The organism is Pseudomonas reactans (assembly GCF_013387025.1).
GTDB lineage: Bacteria > Pseudomonadota > Gammaproteobacteria > Pseudomonadales > Pseudomonadaceae > Aquipseudomonas > Aquipseudomonas reactans.
In genome coordinates this window covers 34,428-55,999 of sequence record NZ_JACAQP010000007.1, presented here as the reverse complement: position 1 = coordinate 55,999, position 21,572 = coordinate 34,428, and the positions used below count along the sequence as shown (strand labels likewise).

Genomic DNA, 21,572 nt, shown 5'->3' with positions numbered 1-21,572 from the left:
CACGCATCATAAGGGTGGACGCGCATTGCCACCACCGTTCAGCCACTGTTCAGCAAACGTCAAGAATTGTTGTTTAGCAATGAGTATCATTATGTTACAACTTAGCACCCTATCTAGTTGTCATGCGGTGTCGAATGCTCGTTCCTTTCCTCATCATGCTGCGCGAAGGCATTGAAGCCGCACTGATCGTTGGCATCATCGCCAGCTACCTGCAACAGACCGGTCGTGGCCAGTGGATGCCCGCCGTATGGATCGGCGTCTTTCTCGCTGCTGCGCTGGCGCTGCTGGTCGGTGGTGGCCTGGAACTGGTCAGCGTAGAATTCCCGCAGAAGCAGCAGGAACTGTTTGAAGGCATCGTCGGCCTGGTCGCCGTGGGCATCCTCAGCTCCATGGTGTTCTGGATGCGCAAGGTGGCGCGTTCCATCAAGCATTCCCTGCACGAATCCCTCGATCACGCGTTGGCCGGCTCCAAGCACCAAGTCACCGCGCTGATCCTCATGGTGTTTTTCGCCGTGGCCCGCGAAGGCCTGGAAACCGTGTTCTTCCTGCTGGCCGTGTTCCAACAGAGTGAAGGCCCAGGCGCGCCGATTGGCGCCCTGCTCGGCTTGATCCTGGCGATCATCGTCGGTTTCCTGATCTACACCGGCAGCATGCGCCTGAACCTGGGCGCGTTTTTCCGCTGGACCGGCTTGTTTATCCTCGTCGTGGCCGCCGGCATCCTCGCCAATTCGGTGCAAGCCCTGCACGAAGCGGGGGTATGGAATCACCTGCAAACCGTGCTGTTCGACTTCAGCGCCGCGCTACCCATGGACAGCCCGTTGGGCTCGGTGCTGGCCGGGATGTTCGGCTATCAGGAAGCGCCCACCATCAGCACCCTCGGCGCCTATCTGATTTACCTGGTGGTAGCCCTGGTGATGTTCTTCCTGCCCGCCGCACCGTCCAAGCCTGCCGCCTCGCCCTCTTCCGTTTCCAGCCAGTAAGGACCGCCTCTTGTCCAAGCCTACTCCTCAGTCGTCCTCGCCACCTCGCGCCCTGCGCTGGGCCGTGGCGGGCTCGGTGGTCGTGATGATCGCCGCCGGAGGCCTGTTCTATTACGCCTCGCAACTGGCGGCCAGCAAGCGCCAGGCCAATCACAATGAAATCGCCGTGACCATCCATGGCCATGCCTGCGAACCGAACGAGCTGACGGTGCCCGCCGGCCGCGCCAGCTTCCGCATCATCAACCGCTCCGACCGTGCGGTGGAATGGGAAATCCTCGACGGCGTGCTAGTGGTCGAGGAACGCGAAAACATCGCCCCCGGCCTGAGTCAGGTGATCAACGCCAACCTGCTGCCCGGCGACTACGCGATCACCTGCGGCCTGCTGAGCAACCCGCGCGGCACCTTGCACGTAACGGCGACCGCCGAGTCCGACGCGCAAGCCAAGGCCAAGCCGTCGATGGTGGCTTTTATCGGGCCGCTGTCGGAATTCCGCGTGTACCTGAGCAGCCAAGGCAGCGCCTTGGTCAAGGCCGTCACCGCCTTGCAACAGGCCGTCGACGCCGGCGACCTGGCCCAGGCTCAAGCGCTCTACGTTCCGGCGCGCGAGGCTTACCAACGCCTGGCCCCCCCGTCGCAACGCCTGGCCGAGCTGGACAACGCGATCAACGCCCGCGCCGACTACTTTGAAAAACGCGAGCAAGACCCAGCCTTCAGCGGCTTCCACCGCCTGGAATACAGCCTGTTCCAACAACGCAGTCTCGATGGCTTGGCGCCGGTTGCCCAGCGCCTGCTGACCGACGTCACCAGCCTCAAGCAACAATTGCTCGCGCAATCGCTGCCGCCGGAGCAACTGGTGAGCATTGTGGTGCGCAACCTCAACAGCCTGGCCGATGTACGTGCCATCAGCGGTGAAGAGGAGCGCTACAGCCACGTCGACCTGAATGGTTTCGCCGCCAACCTGCAAGCTGCCCACAAGGTTGTCGACCTGATGCGCCCACTGCTGACCAAGTCTGCCGCCGACCTGTTACCCAAGGTCGACAGCGCCCTCGCCGCCTTTGATGCCGAACTCCAGGTCTTCAAGGTCGACAAGGGTTACGCCACCTATGACAGCATAACCGCCGATCAGCGCAAGCAGATCGCCGACAAGGCCAAGGCTCTGGCCGCTGCACTCGATGGAATCGACCCCGCCCTTGGCCTCTCCGGCCTGCAGTGAAGACGACCGCACACATGAGTGATTCGAAACAATTTGACCTCCAGCGTCGCCGTGTCCTGCTGGGCATGGCCGCCACCGGCGCCGCGATTGCCGGCAGCACCCTGACTTGCCCGGCCATGGCCGCCGAGCAAGTCACCACCGCACCGCGCAGCGACAAGACCCAGGACCACCACGGTTTTTTTGGCAAGCACCAGAGCGGTATCGTCACGCCGCGCCCGGCCTGCGGCATGCTCGTGGCGTTCGATGTGCTGGCGAGCGACCGCGATGACCTGGAGCGCCTGTTCCGCACCCTGAACGAACGCATCGCTTTCCTGATGACCGGCGGCACCGTGCCGCAAGTCGACCCGAAACTGCCGCCGACTGACTCGGGCATCCTCGGCCCGGTGGTCACGCCGGATAACCTGACCATTACCGTATCGGTCGGCGAATCCCTGTTCGATGAGCGCTTCGGCCTCAGCGCCGTCAAGCCCAAACGCCTGAGCCGCATGGTCGGTTTCCCCAACGACGCGCTGGATCCGGCGCAGTGCCACGGCGACCTGAGCCTGCAATTCAGCTCCAACACGCCAGACACCAATATCCACGCCCTGCGCGACATCGTGAAGAATCTTCCGGACTTGCTGCTGGTGCGCTGGAAGCAGGAAGGCAGCGTGCCGCCCCAGGCGCCGAGCAAACCCGGCGAGCCTGCGCAGAGCGCGCGCAACTTCCTGGGTTTTCGTGACGGTTCGGCCAACCCGAACTCCAACGATGCCAAGGCCATGGACCAGATTGTGTGGGTACAACCCGGCAGCGACGAACCGGCGTGGGCGGCCAACGGCAGCTACCAGGCCGTGCGCATCATCCGCAACTTCGTCGAGCGCTGGGACCGTACCCCGCTGCAAGAACAGGAAAGCATCATCGGCCGCGTCAAGCCGACCGGTGCACCCATGGACGGTGACAAAGAAACCCAGGTGCCCGACTACAGCAAGGACCCGGAAGGCAAAGTGACCAAGCTCGATGCCCACATCCGCCTGGCCAACCCACGCACCCCGCAGACTCAGGCCAACCTGATCCTGCGCCGGCCGTTCAACTACTCCAACGGCGTCAACAAAAACGGTCAGCTCGACATGGGGCTGTTGTTCATCTGCTACCAGGCTGACCTGGAGAAAGGCTTTATCAGCGTGCAAACCCGGCTCAACGGCGAGCCCCTGGAGGAATACCTGAAGCCAGTCGGTGGCGGGTACTTCTTCACCTTGCCGGGCGTCACGGGGCCGAAGGATTTCATCGGGCGCACGCTGCTGGCTGAAACGCACCCTCACACCACTGCCCAGACCTAAAACAAACCCAGAGCGGAAATCGTCCCATGAAAAAGTCGTCTATCGCGTTGTCGTTGTTGCTGACCCTTTCGCCGCTGGCAGCCTTCGCCGCTACCGCGCCGCTGGACCTGGTAGGGCCGGTGTCGGACTACAAAATCTACGTCACCGAAGAAATCGGCGAGCTGGTCACCCAGACCCAAGCCTTCACCGACGCCATCAATAAAGGCGACCTGGCCACCGCCAAAAAGCTCTACGCGCCGACCCGCGTACACTATGAGTCCATCGAGCCGATCGCCGAGCTGTTCAGCGACCTCGATGCGTCCATCGATTCGCGCGTCGACGACCACGAAAAAGGCGTGACCGCCGAAGACTTCACCGGCTTCCACCGTATCGAATACGCGCTGTTCTCGCAGAACACCACCCAGGGCCTGGAAGCGCTGACGGCCAAGCTCAACACCGACGTCAACGACCTCAAGACCCGCGTCGACGGCCTGACCTTCCCGCCGGAAAAAGTCGTGGGCGGCGCTGCAGCCCTGCTCGAAGAAGTCGCCGCCACCAAGATCTCCGGCGAAGAAGACCGCTACAGCCACACCGACCTGTATGACTTCCAGGGCAACATCGACGGGGCGAAGAAAATCGTCGACCTGTTCCGTGGCCAGATCGAGAAGCAAGACAAGGCCTTCCTGGCCAAGGTCGACAAGAACTTCGCCACCGTGGATAAGATCCTGGCCAAGTACAAGACCAAGGACGGTGGTTTCGAGACCTATGACAAGGTGAAGGAAAACGACCGTAAAGCCTTGGTCGGGCCGGTCAATACCCTGGCGGAAGACCTGTCGACATTGCGTGGTAAGTTGGGCCTGAACTGATCAAGACCTCCCTGAGCTGCGCCTCTGCGCTGTTACGCAGCGCAGGGTTCAGGGAGGGCCAGGCATCTAGTCCACAGAGGCTTCAGCCTTGAAGTCTCTCAGCGGTGTTCCGGTTGGAGTACGAGTCACCGGGTCAATCGCAAACCACTCTCCCCCTTCTTGCACGGCGTACAGCATACGATTTTGGCTGACGCCCAAACGGCTACCAGGGTAGGGTTCGGTATCGAGGTTGGCACCCATCTGACCATAGGCCCCCAGCCCCCACCGGACTCTTTCAAGTGCAGTGGCCGTCATATACAAACCTGGGCCGATGGAGCAAAACTGACCGGCCAAACCCCTCTGGGCTGCTCTCAACACATCAAGCGCACCGTCGAGTGGGTTGAACAGGCTTCGAATAAATGGCACTGCGCCCTGGAGTTCCCTCATCGTAAATGCACGATTACTGAAGGGGACAATAGCTTTGAGGCCCTTGAAAAAGCTTCTTGCACTCGCTATGCCACCCGTCACCACAAATGAAGCAAAGTCAATCAACAAGCCTTGGACCCCTGCTCCAACTTTTCCCTCGCTGATATCGGCAATGGCCCCCACAAACGGAAGCATGCTCAATACTGTCCTCAGGGATATTCTGGAAAACACCTTGTGCGAGCCAAAGGGAAAGCTGCGTATTGCCTGAAAGGGCGTGGGCTCCTTCGCGTGTTCAATCAACTGCTCACGTTTTGCATCAAAAGTGACATTGAGTATGGCGTTGGCGATTGCTTCGGTCTTGGCTGAGGCCCAACTGTCAGGCACGTAGTCCGATGCAGGCGCAGGCCAGCTCACGAGGCCCAGACCAGGCAGTGCCGGGCCGGCTTTTTCGATGATTACATCCGACTTGATAGTGGTGCGCGGCTCATCTCCCGTTTTATAGGCCTGGAAGTCAAACGACTCCGGGAGTGCTGTGCGATATGAATCCAGGCGTGAAATGACCCTTTTTTCTGTAACGGCCCCTCCAATGGTCAGGTTCTCCCTCAGGTCATCGCGTTTGACTATTTTCATCGTTGCGGGAAAAAACTCGAAATACCCGCCTGTCGGGCTCGTCACCCGGGTGTCGTAGCGAATCAAGACGCCCCCCCTGCCGACCTTCTCCGCCACGCTCGTTGGATCGTAGCTATCATCCAACAACGTCTGTCCGGTGGCCTCGCGCAGGCTCAGCACCTGAATATCGGCAACCTCCAATATTCGCCGCACATCCAGCGGAGCATTGACAATCATTAACTTGATCACTGCTTCCTGGGCTTTCCGCGCCTCGGCAAGGTAGTTATCCACGGCCGGCGCTACCAACGAGGAAATGGTTGGCAGTCTCTTGATGCGTTCGTTGAAGGTTTCCTGGGAAACGTTGCCGTGACTAAAGGTGTAGCTCACCAGATTGTTCAGCCAACTGACAACGGGGAACAACAGGGTGTTCAAAACGGGCTCTGGTGTTTGTTGATGAAGGATCACGTCGGTCAACAGGGGTCCAGGCCCATCTGACACGCTCCCAACTTGATGTTGTTGGAGCCTGAAGGTACGAATCTCTTCCTTGGTCATTTCCGGAAAAAGCACCGCCAGTTGCTCAATCAGCAGACTTGTCTGATTGGGAGGCTCGACTATAAGGCTGTTGAACGCATTGCCGATGCTGGCTTCTCGCTCGGCAAACGCCTGCGTCGCCGTGCTGTAGTTCTGCGCCGAGTAAGCGCCATCGTCACGCTTGGGAATAACGCCAGACAACACCGCCCAATCCAACACAGGCTGTGCACCGAGGGTCTTGAACAATTGCTCTTGCTCAGCCATCACAGGGTTGAGCCGCGTAAGGGCCAGAGCCTGGGAGAGATTCAAGGATCGCGAACTGCCTGCTCCTCCCAGTTTCTCAGCCATGGCGCAAGCAAGGCGCAGATTCATCCAGGGCGTTGAGCCGATCCTCACTTTTCCTGGCAACAGCTTCAGTGCTTCAGGGGCCTCTGCCGACACGTTGGGATCGGGCTTGACCAGAAACTCGGGGGCCGCTTGTGCCAACACCATATGAGCAATCAGCGGTGCCGTCTTCGCGTCGGCACCTTTGATTCTCAAATCGACTTCAATTTCACTGCGCACCTCATCCAATGTGCGTCCGAAATTGCTGGGTTTATAAATGTGATAGCCCGCGATCCACCCTGGCTTACCAGGCATTTCATCCTTGAGACTTGCCTTGATGGCTGCGGCCAATAGTTGATGACGAATGTCCCTTGAAAGCGGCTTGCCATCAGCAACTTCCGCCATGTTCAGTAATCGCGCCAACGCCTCAGCCTTGGCGATGGCGTTGGGCGAATCAAAAAACGTTTGAAGCCTGAATGAGTGATCGTCTGGAAAACCTTCCACGAACGTGTAGCTGCGTAACAATTGGGCGACAGAACCTGCCCCAGTGGATACGCTCTTCAACACTGCCAGATCTTCTGTCGACAACGCTCCAGGTGACCAGGCATAGGGCGATAATCGCGCATAATCGCCGCCTATGGGCATTGGCGGCAGCTTGCACGTCAGCCAGCCGATGGCTGAATTTACCTGAGCAATTGTGTTGGGCGCCCCCAGCCCGGAAAACACCAGGAACTGGCGCATGTCATACACGGGGGTTGAGTACAGAACGCTCCCAGTGCCTTTACTCATCTCCACAAGTTGATGGTAATCACCCCGCAGTTTTGATTGTTCATCGGGATTTACGTCCGTCCAAATTTCGCTTTGTTCGTCATCCAGAAAGACTTGCAGGTTGATCCAACAATTACCCGGTTGCTGCAACTCAAGCGTCCCATTGATTATTCGGTAAACGTTGTCGTTGGCTGCAAGCTCGACCTTCTCCATGAACGTCTTGAATGCCGGTCTGGCCAGCCATTCGGCAAAGCGTTCACGAGGTACTTGGCTTTTTTGCACCAGCGTCGACTCAGGGTGAACATTTGCACGCACGTCACTTAAATCCAGCGCGCCTTCCGGGTCCTTATCCTTGGCCAGTGCCAGCAACTGGGATGCCATCTGTGAGCGAAACTCAATGTCGTCGTTTTTCTGTAAGGACCTCCTGAACTGCTGACCCCACTGGAGGCGCTTTTCATCGGTTATCGTGGGCCAACCATTGTTTTTGAGCCGCTCGCCGAACAGTTTTCTGTCCCTAGGATCGTTGGGCACTTTCACCCCGTAAAAGCCGAGGATCACATCAGCATGGAAAAACGCCCCCGTTTGCGGGTCTGGCAGTAAAACCCCGAAATCGTCAGGGCTCAGGGTTTTCACAGCCTCGGTCACTTTAGCGCCTACCTCCCACCAGCCGGATCCGTCAGTGGTGGTGAACCTTCGTGCAATCTTCACTCCATCAACCATCACCGTGCCAACAACCCCGTCGCTGAACACACGCACTGTCGACACATCCAGACCTTTTGACTTGAACCAGGCCTGCACCGATGGCTCATGCACAGCGTCGCGGAAGGCATCAGTGAAGGGTTTGATTGAGCTATGGGCAGGAACAGGGTTGGCTTTGAGCTGGCCGGTAATCAGCCAATGAGTGAGAGTTTTCTGAAGGCTGGCATCGGCTTTTTTTGCGTCCGCGGGAGCTGGGAAGTCCGCACGTCTGCGCTCGGCATCGGCCGTGAGGGTCTCACGCTTCTGCCGTGGCGAGGAATGCGACAGCTTGACTTGCATCAAATGGCCGCTGCGCTGACGCGGTGCATCTGAGCGTTCGTATTCGCCCAACCTATCCTCAGGCACAGGTACGGCGAGGGCATTAAGGGTTGCCGAGTTGCTACTGCTTTGTGTTGAGCCGTATTGAGGCGCAACCCTACGGCCTTCGGTGACTGTCAGCATGTTAAGTACTCTTCGCGGTTAGCGTCGCAAGAGTTCTTATCCTTAAGAACGACCACCCGGAAGCATACGTGCGCCCCACCCCACACAAATGTAAGGGCATTCTGAATATGCGGAGTCAGCAGATCAGGGGATCGCCAAGCTTATGGAGGCGGCCGCAAGGCCTTGATGCAAGTCTACGGCTGCGGACGTTTACAGAATTCGATACAACAACCGCTCAATCCGTACCCGGCTGACCCGGCGCAGGAATTTGCCAACCGCCTCGGGGTAATCCGGCAGTGTTTGCAAGTCCTGGTACCGCTCGATCCGCGTGGTGTGCTGGAAAATCTGCGCCAGTTCGGTGCGTCGCGGCCCCAGCCACTCGCTCTTGGGATCATCGATCAACAAGGCGTTTTCCAGGTCGAGGCGGAACGCGCGCGGGTTGAGGTTGTTGCCGGTAAGCAAGGTGTAGCGCTGGTCGACCCACATGCCCTTGAGGTGGTAGGTGTTATCGCCGTCACGCCACAGGTGCAGGTTCAACTGGCCGCTGTCGATCATCGGCTGATGGCGCTTGGCAAAGCGGCGCAGGCTGATTTCGTAGAGGTAAGGCAGCGCCGCAATGACCTTGAACGGCTCGCTGGGCGGGATGTAGAAGTCGTTGGCGGTTTTGTCGCCGACGACGATGTCGATCTTCACCCCACGCGCCAAGGCGCGGTTGATTTCGCGGGTCACAGGCAGCGGCAGGTTGAAGTACGGGGTGCAGATAGTCAGCTGATGTTGGGCGCTGGCGATCAGTTCAAGGATCACCCGGTTCAGGGGGTTGTTCTTGCCGACCCCGAGCAAAGGGCTGACGGAGAGATGACCATTGGGCAGTTGCCCGGTCGTGGTGTCGTAAGCCGCGTGTTTCAGGCGGCTGCGCAGATCGCCGATGTCGTTGCGCAGGCTGCGGGTGGTGGGCGGGTTGGGCAGGTCCAGGCGATTGACCGCCTTGGACGCCACCAGGCCGTGCTCCACCAGGTGCTGCATGGAGTCGGCCAGCGCTTTGCTGTGGATCAAGTGGTAGCGGTCGAAGCGGTACTTGTCGAATTTGTGCAGGTACACGTTGTTCAGGCTGGCGCCGCTGTACAGCACCGTGTCGTCAATCACGAAGCCCTTGAGGTGCAACACACCGAACAACTCGCGGGTTTGCACCGGCACGCCATACACCGGCACTTCGCTGCTATGGCTTTGGGTCATGGCCTGATACCAGGCGCTGTTACCTGGCTGCTTGCCGGAACCGATCAAGCCGCGCTGGGCACGCAACCAGTCGACCACCACCACGATGTCCAGCTCAGGCCGCGCAGCCTTGGCGGCATGCAGAGCGTCGTAGATCTCCTGCCCCGCTTCGTCCTGCTGCAAGTACAGCGCGACGATATAGATGCGCCGGGTGGCCTGGGCAATCTTCTCCAGCAGGCAGCGACGATAAGCGTCGGCGCCGGACAGCACCTCAAGGGCATCGGGAGTGAGGGGAAAACCGCGCAGTTTGGGCAACAGGGAGCGTTTGAAGAACGACGGCATAAGGCTCGCAATGGGTCGAATCCGAAGAGGCCCCGAGCTTACACCATGGGGGTGCTCAGGTCTCGCTGTGGCGCGTGGAAATATTTTAATTGACCAAGAAGAACGATCGTTCTACTGTTCGCAACATGAACGAAATGACAAATACTGAAACCCGCGACATCATCCTCGACGTCACTGAAAAGTTGATCTATCGCCATGGCATCGCCGCCACCGGCATGGACTTCCTGGTGAAAACCGCCGGTGTGTCGAGAAAAAGTATTTACCGCTACTTCGCCAATAAAGACGAGCTGGTGATTGCCGCCCTGCAACGTCGCGACGAGCGCTGGATGCAGTGGCTGCGCACTGAAGTGGAACGCCGCGAAGACACCGGAGAACGCCTGCTGGCGCTGTTCAGCGCGCTCAAGGACTGGTTCGGCACGGCGGACTTCCGGGGCTGCGCGTTCATCAACACCAGTGGCGAAACCGGTGATCCGCAAGACCCGGTGCGCCTGCTGGCCAAGGCGCACAAACAGAAACTGTTCGAGTACGCACTCGAACTGTGTCAAGCACATGGCACCCCCGACCCCGAACGGCAGGCCGCGCAACTGCTGATCCTGATCGATGGCGCCATTACCGTTGCCCTGGTGATGGGCGATTCAACAGCTGCCGATAATGCGCAATGCATGGCGCGAACGTTATTGGGACTTTGAACCCGCCGGTAGGCGCAACTTCCGATACATCCTTATTCATTGAGGAACTGCCCAATGTCATCGACTGTAGAAACACGTCCGCCCCTGCCGCCGTTCACGCGCGCGTCGGCCATCGAGAAAGTCCGTCTGGCCGAAGACGGCTGGAACTCCCGTGACCCGCAGCGGGTGTCCCTGGCCTACACGCTGGACACACAGTGGCGTAATCGCACCGAATTCGCGCATAGCCGCGAAGAAGCCAAAGGTTTCCTCACCCGCAAGTGGGCCAAGGAGCTGGACTACCGCCTGATCAAGGAGTTGTGGGCATTCACCGATAACCGCATCGCGGTGCGTTACGCCTATGAATGGCACGACGATTCGGGCAACTGGTTCCGCTCCTACGGCAACGAAAACTGGGAGTTCGATGAGAACGGCTTGATGGCCAACCGTTTTGCCTGCATCAACGATCTGCCGATCAAGGAAAGCGAGCGCAAGTTCCATTGGCCGCTGGGCCGACGCCCGGATGATCATCCGGGGTTGTCCGAGCTAGGTCTGTAAAACAGTTGGGGCCGGTTTGCCGGCCCCACTGCTTAATCCTGATTCAGCCCCACCCGATACAACACGCCATCGTCCTCATCCGTCAGTACATACAAGAACCCGTCCGGGCCCTGCCGCACATCTCGGATCCGCGCCTTCAGACCGCCGAGCAGGCGCTCCTCGTGGATCACCTTGTCGCCATCAAACTGCAACCGGATCAGCTCCTGGCTAACCAGTGCACCGATAAACACGTTGTGCTGCCAGGGCTTGAAGCGATCCGCATCGTAAAACGCCATGCCGCTGATACCCGGCGACTTTTCCCACACATGATGGGGCGGTACTGTGCCTTCCACTGTCTTGCCCTTGGCTTCGGGAATCGGTGTCAGGGAGTAGTTGATGCCGTGGGTGGCCAATGGCCAACCGTAGTTCTTGCCACGCTCGATGATGTTGATCTCATCACCTCCGCGCGGCCCGTGTTCGTTTTCCCAGATCGTGCCACTCCAAGGATTCAGCGCCAGCCCCTGAGGGTTACGCTGGCCGTAGGACCAGATCTCCGGGCGCACGCCTTGCTGGCCGACGAAGGGGTTGTCATCCGGCACGCGGCCGTCCGGGTAGATGCGTACGACCTTGCCTTGCAACTTGTCCAGGTCCTGGGCCGTCGGGCGATCGTTGTTTTCACCCAGGGTCACGAACAGGTAGCCATCACGGTCGAAGGCCAGGCGCGAGCCGAAGTGGTTACCGGTCGACAGCTTGGGCTCCTGGCGCAGGATCACCTGGAAGTCGGTCAAGCCACTGAGGTCTGCCGCGAGGCGCCCACGGCCCACGGCTGTGCCAGCAGTACCACCTTTGCCCCCGCCTTCCGCGTAGGACAGGTAGACCATGCGGTCCTCTTTGAAGTCCGGCGACAACACCACATCCAGCAGACCGCCCTGCCCTTTGGCCCAGACTTCCGGCACGCCCTTGAGTGGCGCGGACAGCTTGCCGTCGGGGCTGACGAAGCGCAGGTGGCCAGGGCGCTCGGTCACCAGGAAGCCTTGCTTGTCCGGCAAAAAGGCCACCGCCCATGGGTGGTCCAGGCCTTTGGCGATTGGCGTCGCAGTGATGCTGCCCTGTTCGCTGGGGAACTGCTGGGCGTCGGCGGCGTAAGTGGCCGTCAACGGCAGCAGCGTGGTGGCGCACAGGGCGGCTAGCAGGCTTTTGCGTAGAAACATAAGGCGAGATCCTTACCGGCGATTGCCGTTGGCATCATAAGTGGGGGCTTTGGTTTCGGTGGCCGGGCGGCTGGGGGCAGCGTCGCGTTTGGGATAGCTGTTGCCGATGCCGCCGTTTTCCAGGGTCGGCGTGCGTGTGGTCGGCCCGGTCTGGATACCGCGAACGGCCGGCGCATTCGGCTGGGTGCCCTGCATGCTATTGGGATTGGCCCGGTGGATCGGACCGTTGTTGCCGTTGTTGTTGCCGGGCAGGTTTTGCGCCTGGGCCGCAGGAATTAGGGCCAGACCCAACAACAGCGCTGCTACGTGACGCATACAACTGTTCATGACAAAGCCTCTCTGGGGCGAGGAGTACGTGCTTTCGATAACACGCTACGCCTTGGGTTCGGCTTTCGACACTAAATTGTTTCTCATCAGGTGTAACACGATCTGTCCGCGCATCTGCTCGGGGAAACTTTTCCCACCGCCTTCGAGTCACCAGAACACAGCCTCATCAACAGGAATCGCACCTATGCCACGGGCAATCTGGAAAGGCGCCATCAGCTTTGGACTGGTGCATATCCCGGTCTCACTGGTTTCGGCCACCTCCTCTCAAGGCGTTGACTTTGACTGGCTGGACAAGCGCAGCATGGATCCGGTGGGTTACAAGCGCATCAACAAGGCCACTGGCAAGGAAGTGACAAAGGACAACATCGTCAAAGGCGTGGCGTTCGAGAAAGGCCGCTACGTGGTGCTGAGCGAAGAAGAAATCCGCTCGGCCCACCCCAAATCGACCCAGACCATCGAGATCATCGCGTTTGTCGCCAGCGACCAGATTCCGCTGCAGAACATCGACACCCCTTACTTCCTCGCACCGGACAAGCGTGGCGGCAAGGTTTACGCCTTGCTAAGGGAAACCCTTAGGAAAACCCGCAAGGTCGCCCTGGCCAATGTGGTGCTGCACACCAAGCAGCACCTGGCGGCCTTGATGCCCCTGGACTCGGCGCTGGTGCTGGTGATGCTGCGTTGGCCCGCCGAAGTACGCAGCCTGGACGAACTGGAGCTGGGCAGCGACGTCACCAAACCGAGCCTGGCTAAGGGCGAGCTGGACATGGCCAAGCGCCTGGTAGAAGACATGAGCGCCGACTGGCAGCCCGATGACTACCGCGACAGCTTTCAGGAAAAAATCATGGCGCTGGTGGCCAAGAAGGCCAAGGCCGGCAAGATCGAGGCTGTGGAGACCAGGGACAGCGAAGAGCGCAAGTCCGCCGATGTGATCGACCTGACGGAACTGCTCAAGCGCAGCCTGGCCGGCAAACCCGCAAAGAAGCCGGCGACGAAGAAATCCACCAAGGCCTCCTGAGTCATGTCCAAGCCCCTTAGCGAATACAACCGCAAACGCGATTTCGGGATAACCGCCGAACCGGCAGGCAGTGCGCCTGGCACTAAACGCAAAACGTCAGCGCTGTCGTTCGTGATCCAGAAGCATGACGCACGCAACCTGCACTATGACTTGCGCCTGGAACTCGACGGCGTGCTGCTCAGTTGGGCCGTGCCCAAAGGCCCGAGCCTGGATCCCAGTCAGAAGCGCCTGGCCGTTCACGTCGAAGATCATCCCCTGAGCTACGGCGGCTTTGAAGGCAGCATTCCCGCCGGCCAATACGGCGCCGGTGACGTCATCGTGTGGGACCGTGGCATCTGGCAGCCCCATGACGAGCCACGCAAGGCCTACGCGGCCGGCAAGCTCAAGTTCACCCTGATAGGCGAGAAGCTCTCCGGCGATTGGGCGCTGGTGCGCACGCGCTTGAAAGGCAGCGGCGACAAGGAACAATGGCTGCTGATCAAGGAAAAGGACCCGCAGGCGCGGGCGGCCGACGACTACGATATCGTCCAGGCTCAACCCAACAGCGTGCTCAGTAATGCCTCAGTGGGAAAACCCAAGGCTCGGGCCAAAACCAGGAAAACCGCCCTCCCCGAGCAGTTCTCCCCGCAATTGGCCACGCTGGTGGATCGCGCCCCGGAAGGCGACTGGCAATACGAAATCAAATTTGACGGCTACCGCATGCTCGCACGCATTCAAGGGGGTGAAGTGCGTTTGCTCACCCGCAACGGCCATGACTGGACTGATCGCCTGCCGCGCCAGGTCAAGGCGTTGCAGGCTCTGAAGCTCAAGGACAGCTGGCTGGATGGCGAGGTGGTCAGCCTCAATGGCGACGGCCTACCAGACTTCCAGGCGCTGCAAAATGCGTTTGATATCGGCCGCAGTCTGGACATCGTTTACTACCTGTTCGACGCGCCCTTTCTCAATGGCCAGGACCAGCGCCAAACGCCGGTCGAGGATCGCCGCGCCGCCCTCAAAGTCGCGCTGGCCGCTAGCCGCAGCACATTGCTACGCTTTTCCGAGGCATTTACCGCGCATCATCGCGACATCTTTGAAAGCGCCTGCGACTTGGCCCTCGAAGGCGTGATCGGCAAGCGCCTGGGCAGTCCGTACGTCTCCAGTCGCAATGCCGACTGGATCAAACTCAAATGCCGGTTGCGCCAGGAGTTTGTGATTGTCGGTTATACCCGGCCGCAAGGCTCGCGCACGGGGTTCGGCGCGTTGTTGCTGGCGGTAAATGATGAGACTGGCCTGGTGTACGCAGGCCGCGTAGGCACGGGTTTTGATCAAGCGTCGCTCAAGACTATTTATGCGCAACTCACATCGCTGGAGCGCAAGACTTCGCCGCTTGAGAAACCGCTGACCAGCCCCCAAGCACGTGGCGTGCATTGGGTAGCGCCCACGTTGGTCGGTGAGGTGCAGTTTGCCGAGTGGACACGCGAGGGCGTGATTCGCCAAGCCGCGTTCGTCGGGCTGCGCACCGACAAACCCGCAGCGCAGATCGTTCATGAACAACCGCGAACGACCAAATCCATGAAACCCGCGAAAAAGACCGGCAATGATGTACATATCACTCATCCAGACCGCGTGATCGATAAACAAAGCGGCACGCAAAAACAGCAGTTGGCGCAGTTCTACGACAGCATCAGCCAGTGGATTCTGCCCTTCCTGCGTCACCGTCCGGTGTCCCTGCTCAGAGCACCCGAGGGTATCGAGGGCGAGCAATTTTTCCAGAAACACTCGGAGCGCCTGGCCATTCCCAACATCAAGCAACTGGATCAGGCACTCGATCCCGGCCATGCGCGCCTGATGGAAATCGACAACGTCGGCGCGTTGATCGGCGCGGTGCAAATGGGCAGCGTAGAGTTTCACACCTGGGGCGCCACATCGGACAAGATCGAAACCCCGGACCTGTTTGTGCTCGACCTCGACCCGGACCCGGCGTTGCCCTGGAAAACCATGCTCGAAGCCGCACAACTGACCCTGTCAGTACTGGATGAGCTGGGGCTGCAAGCGTTTGTCAAAACCAGCGGTGGCAAGGGCCTGCACCTGATCGTGCCGTTGGCGCGTCGAGACAATTGGGACACCGTAAAAGCGTTCGCCAAGGCTATCGCCCAGTTCATGACCGAGCAGTTACCGGAACGGTTTACCGCGACATCGGGACCCAAGAACCGGGTCGGCAAGATCTTTATCGATTACCTGCGCAACGCACGGGGTGCCAGCACCGTAGCGGCGTATTCCGTGCGTGCACGGCCGGGCTTGCCGGTGTCGGTACCGGTCAGTCGTGAGGAGTTGAAGGGGTTACGCGGCGCGCAGCAATGGACAGTTGCCAATCTACAGCAACGCTTGGACGCTTTGAAAGCGGATCCCTGGGCGGGGTATGCCAATCGACAGAAGATCAGCAAGAAGATGTGGGACAAATTGGGCGCCCATCCACCGGAGTGAATGGCGCCCGCACAGCGAACCTCAGATCAGCAGGAAAATCGCCGCCAACCCAGCAAAGATCGCCCATTTTTCCAGGTAGTAGCGCGTACGATTGCGCTTTTTCAGCTCTTTACCGCGCAGACGAATCTTGTACAGGCGCGTGAACGCGCGGTTGAGCCCACCGGTTTTGTCACCGTCATCGTTGGGCGAACCTGCCGCCGCCATCACGTTACGGCTGAACCAACGGTTAAACGCAGCGGCCCAGCGGTATTTCATCGGACGCTCGATGTCGCAGAACAGGATGATGCGGTTCTGCTGCGTGGTGTTTTCGGCGTAGTGGATGTAGGTCTCGTCAAACATCACCGGCTCACCGTCACGCCAGTAGTAGTTTTCGCCATCCACATTGATGTAGCAGCCAGGATCGTTTGGAGTATCGAGGCCCAGGTGATAGCGGTACGAACCGGCATAGGGGTCACGGTGGCGTACCAGCTTGGAGCCCGGTGGCAGCTCGGCGAACATCGCGGCCTTGATCGAACCGATGCTTTGCACCAGCTCCGTGGTGCGCGGGCACAGCTTCATCGCTGAAGGATGACTGTCGCCATACCATTTCAGATAAAAGCGCTTCCAGCCCGACTTGAAGAACGAGTTGAAACCCACGTCGTTGTACTGGTCCGAGCGCTTGATCTCCCCGGCACGCATCAGGTTCTGGCCTTCCAGGCGGATTTCTTCCCAATGTTCCTGGAGCGGGCTCAGGTCAGGGAAATCGCTGGGCGACAGGTACGGTCGGCTGGGGAGCTTGGAAAAGAGGTAGAGAAAGCAGTTGATCGGTGCCAGGAAGGTCGAATGATCACTGAGCTGGCGGCCCAGCTTGTGTCGCACCCGGCCACGCAGGTGTACATACGCAATCGAGGCAACGTAGAGAACAACAATGATGAGTTTCAAGAGATTTCGTCACACGTCAGAAGAGAACAGGCTGCTCCTGCGCGCCCACAACGGCCGAGGTTGGATAGCAGCACCTGAAATCACAATTCACACAATCGGCACGACCGGCTGAGTGACAACCCGGCTCGTGGCCCTTTGCTAGTTATTTAGCCACAGGTTGTAACTAAAAGTTAACTAGGAATTGTGAAAAGCTGTCTTGTGAATGTGATGCGTAATCAGGCCCCAAGTGCTAAAAGGCAACGCCATCGACGATTAACCTTTCAGCAAAAAGGAATTTATATGTCATCCCTTACAGACCCGGATTTCCAAGCCCTCCAAGGCAGGTGGGAACAGACCTCACTCGAAGACAGCGGCGTGCTCAACCCCATCGATGCCCACAGCGCCCCTGGCGCGATCACCACGATCAGCGGCGACGGCTTCGAAGTGAAGACTGTCAGCGGCGAGGTGTTGCTGGCAGGACGTTTTTTCCTGGAAAGCAGCACCGTGCCCAAGAGCATTACCTGGATCGACTCCATGGGAGATGACGCAGGTAAACACTTGCCCGCCAGTTATCGCCTTGACGGTGATGAATTTGTATTCATTGCGGCCGATGAAGGTATGCCCAGGCCAACCACGTTCCGTACGGGCCCGGGACAAACCATGCGCACGTTCCTGCGACGCGACTGAAAAGTCCCTCAGTCGGGACGTTTGGTGGCAGTCAACGTAAAACACATCGGCAATTGCGCAGGCTGGTGCTCGTACTGGTCGTACAGCTCTTCGCGGTTGGAATGCGCAAATTCCTGCAGGTGCCTGATCTGCAAGTCGGCGCAGATCGCCGCAGTGACCACGTCGCCCAGGGTGTGCACGTACCAATAAGAAGTCGGCCCCGCAACCTCGCCCTGACCTTCATAGACAATTGACTCCTGCAGCACAAACGGCTCGCGCTGAAAGTAGGAACTGGCCGGCAGGAAAGGGTTCTGCGCGCGTGGATCAAACACCTCCAGGAACGGATGGGTTTCATACATCACCAAGGTGCCACCGGGCTTCAAGGTGCTGGCGACATGGCGCATGAACTGCCCCACATCCGGCATCCAGCCCAGCACGCCGATGGTCACCAGCGCGATATCGAAGCGCGCCTGCAACTGTTCCGGCAACTGGTGAATATCACTCTCTATAAACTCAGGGTTGTGCGGTGAGACCTCGGCCAGTTCACGGGCCTGCTGCAGAAACGCCCGGGATTGATCCACGCCCACCACCGAACGCGCACCCAGGCCATACAACGACAGGCTTTCGCGGCCATTGTTGCAGCACAGTTGCACCACATCCTTACCGACCACCCCCACGTTTTGCAGCAAGCCGGTCAGCGTGGGGTCCAGGCAAGAAAAGTCCGCCGTGCCGACACTGTTGAGCAACGCGCTCCAGGTGTCTGTGGTTTTGTGCAAGCTGGCGGATTGGTCCCAGGCGTCCTTGTTGCTGGCAATCGCCTGTTGAGCTGAGGGCATGTCCATTGCGTCTCCAGAAATTCACGACAGCGAGGTGCAGAAAGTAAGCCAAGTGCCCGCGGATGAAAACCCCGAGAAGCGCACGAAACTTAACACAGGGCCCACAGGTCATTAACGCAATGCGTGTTCAGCCCTTGAACGCCATCTCCGAAGACCGCGCCGTGGCCAAACACTCCGACCTGCGTAATGCCTTGTCCCTGGACAGCCTGAATTTCTTCCTGGCGGATGTGCGCGACGGCCTCGGCCCGTATCTGGCCATTTACTTGCTGGCCGTGCACAAATGGGACCCGGCCAGCATCGGCGTGGTCATGACCCTGGCAGGCATCGCGGCCCTGCTCACCCAAGGACCGGCGGGTGCACTGATCGATCGCACCCGCAGCAAGCGCGCGGTAGTCGCATTGGCCGCCATCGTGGTGACCGGCAGCTGCCTGCTGCTGCCCTTTGTCAGTTCCTTCAGCCTGGTGGCGTTGACCCAGGCCGCCAGTGCCGTCGCCGCGTCAGTGTTCGCACCGGCCATCAGCGCGATTTCCCTGGGCATCACCGGGCCACGCGCGTTCACCCGCCGTACCGGGCGCAACGAAACCTTCAACCACGCCGGCAATGCCGTCGCGGCGCTGTTGGCCGGTGGCTTGGCGTATCTGTTCGGGCCGGTGGTGGTGTTCTACCTGATGGCGTTTATGGCGGTGGCGAGCGTCATCGCGATCAGTTGTGTGTCGGCTGAGGCGATCGACCATGAAGTCGCCCGAGGGTTTGACCCGGAGCATCACACGGATCACGAACAACCTTCCGGCATCAGCGTATTACTGGCGAACCGCCCGTTATTGCTGTTCGCCATCTGCTGCGCCCTGTTCCACCTGGCCAATGCCGCGATGCTACCGCTGGTCAGCCAGAAGCTCTCGCAGATCAACCTGCAGATGGCCACGCCGCTGACGTCGGCGTGTATTGTCGCCGCACAATTGGTGATGGTGCCGATGGCCTGGCTGGTCGGGCTCAAGGCTGACATCTGGGGACGCAAACCCCTGCTGATGGCCGGGTTCATGATCTTGCCGCTGCGCGGGGTGCTTTATACCCTGTCCAGCGATCCGTACTGGCTGGTGGCCGTGCAGATGCTCGACGGCATCGGCGCGGGGATCTTCGGCGCGCTGTTCCCGGTGATCGTCAAGGACCTGACCCAGGGCACCGGACGCTTCAACGTCAGCCTGGGCGCCCTCTCCACCGTCTTCGGCCTGGGCGCGGCGTTGAGCAGCAGCCTGGCCGGATTTGTGGTGCAACAGGCCGGCTACAACGCGGCGTTCCTGACCCTGGCCGGCGTGGCGGCACTGGCGTTGGCGCTGCTGTGGCTGGCGATGCCGGAGACCTTGGCAAAACCATCCTTCGCCGGACATACAACTGTCGCCTGACATATGCGACAATGCGCGCCAAATTCCAACACACATCCAAAATTTTCTGCTCAGCGACCGGGTTTCGCGCCTTGATGTCGCTGTTGACGCATGCCTGAAGGCTCCTGCCGCCACGCTCGCAACCCATTGATAGGTAAAGTAATTGATCTCCACAGCTAACATCACCATGCGGTATGAAACGCATTCTGATGATTACTGCTGATCAGTGTTTACTGGGCAAAGTCGTCATGAGTAATCAACCATAACGCACCGAAATGCTCCCGTTGGTCCCAAAACTGGTCCCAACGGGAAAATTTCATCCCATGCCGAAACTGCATAATCTCCCTCCGGCGTCCTGCCGACCTACATCAAATCCCAAGCTTCCGCCGGCTGCTAAGCTGTTCACTCATAAGAGGAACAAGCATGCCAAATTCAGACCTTCTACCTTCACTGCTCTCCAAGCTTTATGAGAATCAGCTAGCCCTTGAAGCATCCATCATGGAGTTAACAAATTGGGTGGAGCAGCGCGGCTCCGCTGAAGTCGCCGAGAACATCCGGGGAGCTCTGCACACCATCGACCAGAACGAAGAGTTCATCAAGCTGACCCTAGCCGTCCTAATGGGGCCTGACTGATCATCGGGAAAATCTGCAGTTCGTCGCCTCAAGCCTTCCGCTTCGCCAAATCTCTATTACTGTGCGCACATACAGTATTTGAGTTTCCCGCAATGAACATCGACGAAGACACCTCAGAGTGGCTTGGCTGCCCTACGCCTCTCGAAATGTACCAGCACCAGTGCGCTCTGCTGGAGGATGAACTCATCCAGACTGAAGCGATGCTGCGAAAGGCTAGAGCCAATGTGGCCGGACTGGTGCAGATGAACGATCTGCTCGCGACCGGCAAGGCATCGGCGGAGAAGGCATTGAGAGAGGCGCTTGATCGAATATCAGCCATAAGCAATGAGCCATCTGACAGAGGAAGCTTTCGTCCCATCGACTTGATTACCCAGCAGCGCGACCACCTGTTCATAGAGAACCAGCGGCTTCTGAGCGAGATTCGGCAAGCCCAACTGCCCAGTGCCAGCTAGTCTGAGTTGATGCCTGGAGGAAAGGACTATGTGCGGAAGGCTTACACAGTATCGGGGAATCCATGACTTTGTTGCAGCACTGAGCATGCCCAATGCCCTGGCCAACTCCGTGGGCGAAGAGCCTATTGAGCGCTACAACGTCGCTCCATCCACCCAGGTCGCACTACTCCACATCCAGGGCGACCTGTTGCATGCCGACTCCGTGCGGTGGGGATGGCGCCCTCACTGGGCCAAAGACCGTGCCGCACCAATCAATGCACGCGTCGAAAAGGTGGCTCACGGACCATTCTTCCGAGCGATCTGGCCGCACCGTGCAATCACGCCTATCGATAACTGGTTTGAGTGGATGGATGAAGGCGGTCCAAAAAAGCAGCCCTATCTGATCCGTCGGCGCGACGGTGCTCCAGTGCTATGTGCTGCGATTGGCCAATTGCCTGATGCCGATGAAGGTCCGGGCGAGCATGACGGGTTCGTGATCATCACCGCAGACAGCGCCGGTGGCATGGTGGATATCCACGACCGGCGGCCAGTTGTGCTGACTCCGGAACTGGCTCGGGAATGGTTGGACCTGGCCACGCCCAAAGAGCGCGCAGAGCAGATGGTGCTGCACCAGGGCGAGCCAGCCGAGGCCTTCGAGTGGTTCAAGGTCGATATCGCCGTTGGCAATGTGAGGAACAAAGGGCCTGAACTGATTCGTCCACTAATCTAGAGCCACAAGAAATATCGCCTATCGAAGACGGCCGACGTAAATCAGTCACGCCCCTGGA

Annotated in this window: 19 protein-coding genes; 13 read left to right on the top strand and 6 right to left on the bottom strand. The window is 59.2% G+C overall.

What is annotated here, in order from left to right; all coding sequences use genetic code 11:
• Positions 1–134: 134 nt before the first annotated feature.
• Genes efeU through efeO (HX793_RS09390) form a run of 4 tightly spaced genes read left to right on the top strand, consistent with a single transcriptional unit; the run spans position 135 to position 4,351 of the window.
• Positions 135–980, top strand: coding sequence for an iron uptake transporter permease EfeU (efeU, locus tag HX793_RS09405; RefSeq protein ID WP_177096330.1), 846 nt, complete (start codon positions 135–137; stop codon positions 978–980).
• A 10-nt stretch (positions 981–990) separates the two neighbouring features.
• Complete coding sequence (gene efeO, locus HX793_RS09400) at positions 991–2,193, top strand: iron uptake system protein EfeO (RefSeq protein ID WP_177096332.1); 1,203 nt, start codon at positions 991–993, stop codon at positions 2,191–2,193.
• Between the two features lie 14 nt (positions 2,194–2,207).
• Entirely contained in the window at positions 2,208–3,506 is a 1,299-nt protein-coding gene (gene efeB / locus HX793_RS09395; protein WP_177096334.1) for an iron uptake transporter deferrochelatase/peroxidase subunit, read from the top strand.
• 26 nt (positions 3,507–3,532) lie between these two features.
• Entirely contained in the window at positions 3,533–4,351 is an 819-nt protein-coding gene (gene efeO / locus HX793_RS09390; protein ID WP_095016141.1) for an iron uptake system protein EfeO, read from the top strand.
• Between the two features lie 66 nt (positions 4,352–4,417).
• On the opposite strand, the gene HX793_RS09385 is transcribed toward efeO (HX793_RS09390), so the two are convergent.
• Positions 4,418–8,188, bottom strand: a complete 3,771-nt coding sequence (locus HX793_RS09385) for a hypothetical protein (RefSeq protein WP_177049373.1) — start codon at positions 8,186–8,188, stop codon at positions 4,418–4,420.
• Between the two features lie 189 nt (positions 8,189–8,377).
• Positions 8,378–9,721, bottom strand: a complete 1,344-nt coding sequence (gene pssA / locus HX793_RS09380) for a CDP-diacylglycerol--serine O-phosphatidyltransferase (protein WP_177096336.1) — start codon at positions 9,719–9,721, stop codon at positions 8,378–8,380.
• 125 nt (positions 9,722–9,846) lie between these two features.
• On the opposite strand from pssA, the gene HX793_RS09375 reads away from it, so the two are divergent.
• Together HX793_RS09375 and HX793_RS09370 are read left to right on the top strand one after the other, a co-directional pair.
• Positions 9,847–10,410, top strand: a complete 564-nt coding sequence (locus HX793_RS09375) for a TetR/AcrR family transcriptional regulator (protein ID WP_177096339.1) — start codon at positions 9,847–9,849, stop codon at positions 10,408–10,410.
• Positions 10,411–10,464: 54 nt separating this feature from the next.
• Positions 10,465–10,944, top strand: coding sequence for a nuclear transport factor 2 family protein (locus tag HX793_RS09370; RefSeq protein ID WP_177096341.1), 480 nt, complete (start codon positions 10,465–10,467; stop codon positions 10,942–10,944).
• A gap of 32 nt (positions 10,945–10,976) precedes the next feature.
• Here HX793_RS09370 and HX793_RS09365 read toward each other — a convergent pair whose 3' ends face one another.
• Positions 10,977–12,134 (bottom strand): PQQ-dependent sugar dehydrogenase, encoded by a 1,158-nt coding sequence (locus HX793_RS09365; protein ID WP_016979894.1) that lies wholly within the window; start codon positions 12,132–12,134, stop codon positions 10,977–10,979.
• 12 nt (positions 12,135–12,146) lie between these two features.
• Complete coding sequence (locus HX793_RS09360) at positions 12,147–12,461, bottom strand: hypothetical protein (protein ID WP_026000034.1); 315 nt, start codon at positions 12,459–12,461, stop codon at positions 12,147–12,149.
• Positions 12,462–12,645: 184 nt separating this feature from the next.
• Here HX793_RS09360 and ku point away from each other — a divergent pair, with 184 nt between their 5' ends.
• On the top strand, positions 12,646–13,476 hold the full coding sequence (ku, locus tag HX793_RS09355) for a non-homologous end joining protein Ku (protein ID WP_016979891.1): 831 nt from the start codon (positions 12,646–12,648) through the stop codon (positions 13,474–13,476).
• Positions 13,477–13,479: 3 nt separating this feature from the next.
• Positions 13,480–15,939 carry a DNA ligase D gene (ligD, locus tag HX793_RS09350; protein ID WP_177096343.1) on the top strand — a complete coding sequence of 820 codons (2,460 nt, stop codon included), beginning with the start codon at positions 13,480–13,482 and terminating at the stop codon, positions 15,937–15,939.
• A 21-nt stretch (positions 15,940–15,960) separates the two neighbouring features.
• On the opposite strand, the gene lpxO is transcribed toward ligD, so the two are convergent.
• Positions 15,961–16,860 carry a lipid A hydroxylase LpxO gene (gene lpxO / locus HX793_RS09345; protein ID WP_016979888.1) on the bottom strand — a complete coding sequence of 300 codons (900 nt, stop codon included), beginning with the start codon at positions 16,858–16,860 and terminating at the stop codon, positions 15,961–15,963.
• A gap of 279 nt (positions 16,861–17,139) precedes the next feature.
• Here lpxO and HX793_RS09340 point away from each other — a divergent pair, with 279 nt between their 5' ends.
• Positions 17,140–17,526, top strand: a complete 387-nt coding sequence (locus HX793_RS09340) for a TIGR03067 domain-containing protein (RefSeq protein ID WP_177059075.1) — start codon at positions 17,140–17,142, stop codon at positions 17,524–17,526.
• 8 nt (positions 17,527–17,534) lie between these two features.
• Here the strand turns inward: HX793_RS09340 and HX793_RS09335 are convergent, their stop codons facing one another.
• Complete coding sequence (locus tag HX793_RS09335; RefSeq protein ID WP_177096345.1) at positions 17,535–18,347, bottom strand: class I SAM-dependent methyltransferase; 813 nt, start codon at positions 18,345–18,347, stop codon at positions 17,535–17,537.
• A gap of 155 nt (positions 18,348–18,502) precedes the next feature.
• On the opposite strand from HX793_RS09335, the gene HX793_RS09330 reads away from it, so the two are divergent.
• The 4 genes from HX793_RS09330 (at position 18,503) to HX793_RS09315 (ending at position 21,514) form a co-directional block, all read left to right on the top strand.
• The gene (locus HX793_RS09330; protein WP_177096370.1) at positions 18,503–19,741 is read left to right on the top strand and encodes an MFS transporter; all 1,239 of its coding nucleotides are present in this window, start codon (positions 18,503–18,505) and stop codon (positions 19,739–19,741) included.
• Positions 19,742–20,143: 402 nt separating this feature from the next.
• The gene (locus HX793_RS09325; protein WP_178905505.1) at positions 20,144–20,353 is read left to right on the top strand and encodes a hypothetical protein; all 210 of its coding nucleotides are present in this window, start codon (positions 20,144–20,146) and stop codon (positions 20,351–20,353) included.
• Between the two features lie 92 nt (positions 20,354–20,445).
• Entirely contained in the window at positions 20,446–20,805 is a 360-nt protein-coding gene (locus HX793_RS09320; protein ID WP_177049360.1) for a hypothetical protein, read from the top strand.
• 28 nt (positions 20,806–20,833) lie between these two features.
• Positions 20,834–21,514, top strand: coding sequence for an SOS response-associated peptidase family protein (locus HX793_RS09315; RefSeq protein ID WP_177049358.1), 681 nt, complete (start codon positions 20,834–20,836; stop codon positions 21,512–21,514).
• Positions 21,515–21,572: the final 58 nt, after the last annotated feature.

Bases quoted from the DNA above. Each gene is read 5' to 3' on its own strand.
- HX793_RS09335 (WP_177096345.1), bottom strand. From the start codon at position 18,347: ATGGACATGCCCTCAGCTCAACAGGCGATTGCCAGCAACAAGGACGCC.
- HX793_RS09370 (WP_177096341.1), top strand. From the start codon at position 10,465: ATGTCATCGACTGTAGAAACACGTCCGCCCCTGCCGCCGTTCACGCGC.
- ku (WP_016979891.1), top strand. From the start codon at position 12,646: ATGCCACGGGCAATCTGGAAAGGCGCCATCAGCTTTGGACTGGTGCAT.
- HX793_RS09315 (WP_177049358.1), top strand. From the start codon at position 20,834: ATGTGCGGAAGGCTTACACAGTATCGGGGAATCCATGACTTTGTTGCA.
- pssA (WP_177096336.1), bottom strand. From the start codon at position 9,721: ATGCCGTCGTTCTTCAAACGCTCCCTGTTGCCCAAACTGCGCGGTTTT.
- HX793_RS09325 (WP_178905505.1), top strand. From the start codon at position 20,144: ATGCCAAATTCAGACCTTCTACCTTCACTGCTCTCCAAGCTTTATGAG.
- HX793_RS09365 (WP_016979894.1), bottom strand. From the start codon at position 12,134: ATGTTTCTACGCAAAAGCCTGCTAGCCGCCCTGTGCGCCACCACGCTG.
- efeB (WP_177096334.1), top strand. From the start codon at position 2,208: ATGAGTGATTCGAAACAATTTGACCTCCAGCGTCGCCGTGTCCTGCTG.
- HX793_RS09320 (WP_177049360.1), top strand. From the start codon at position 20,446: ATGAACATCGACGAAGACACCTCAGAGTGGCTTGGCTGCCCTACGCCT.
- HX793_RS09375 (WP_177096339.1), top strand. From the start codon at position 9,847: ATGAACGAAATGACAAATACTGAAACCCGCGACATCATCCTCGACGTC.
- efeO (WP_095016141.1), top strand. From the start codon at position 3,533: ATGAAAAAGTCGTCTATCGCGTTGTCGTTGTTGCTGACCCTTTCGCCG.
- efeU (WP_177096330.1), top strand. From the start codon at position 135: ATGCTCGTTCCTTTCCTCATCATGCTGCGCGAAGGCATTGAAGCCGCA.
- HX793_RS09340 (WP_177059075.1), top strand. From the start codon at position 17,140: ATGTCATCCCTTACAGACCCGGATTTCCAAGCCCTCCAAGGCAGGTGG.
- HX793_RS09360 (WP_026000034.1), bottom strand. From the start codon at position 12,461: ATGAACAGTTGTATGCGTCACGTAGCAGCGCTGTTGTTGGGTCTGGCC.
- ligD (WP_177096343.1), top strand. From the start codon at position 13,480: ATGTCCAAGCCCCTTAGCGAATACAACCGCAAACGCGATTTCGGGATA.
- HX793_RS09385 (WP_177049373.1), bottom strand. From the start codon at position 8,188: ATGCTGACAGTCACCGAAGGCCGTAGGGTTGCGCCTCAATACGGCTCA.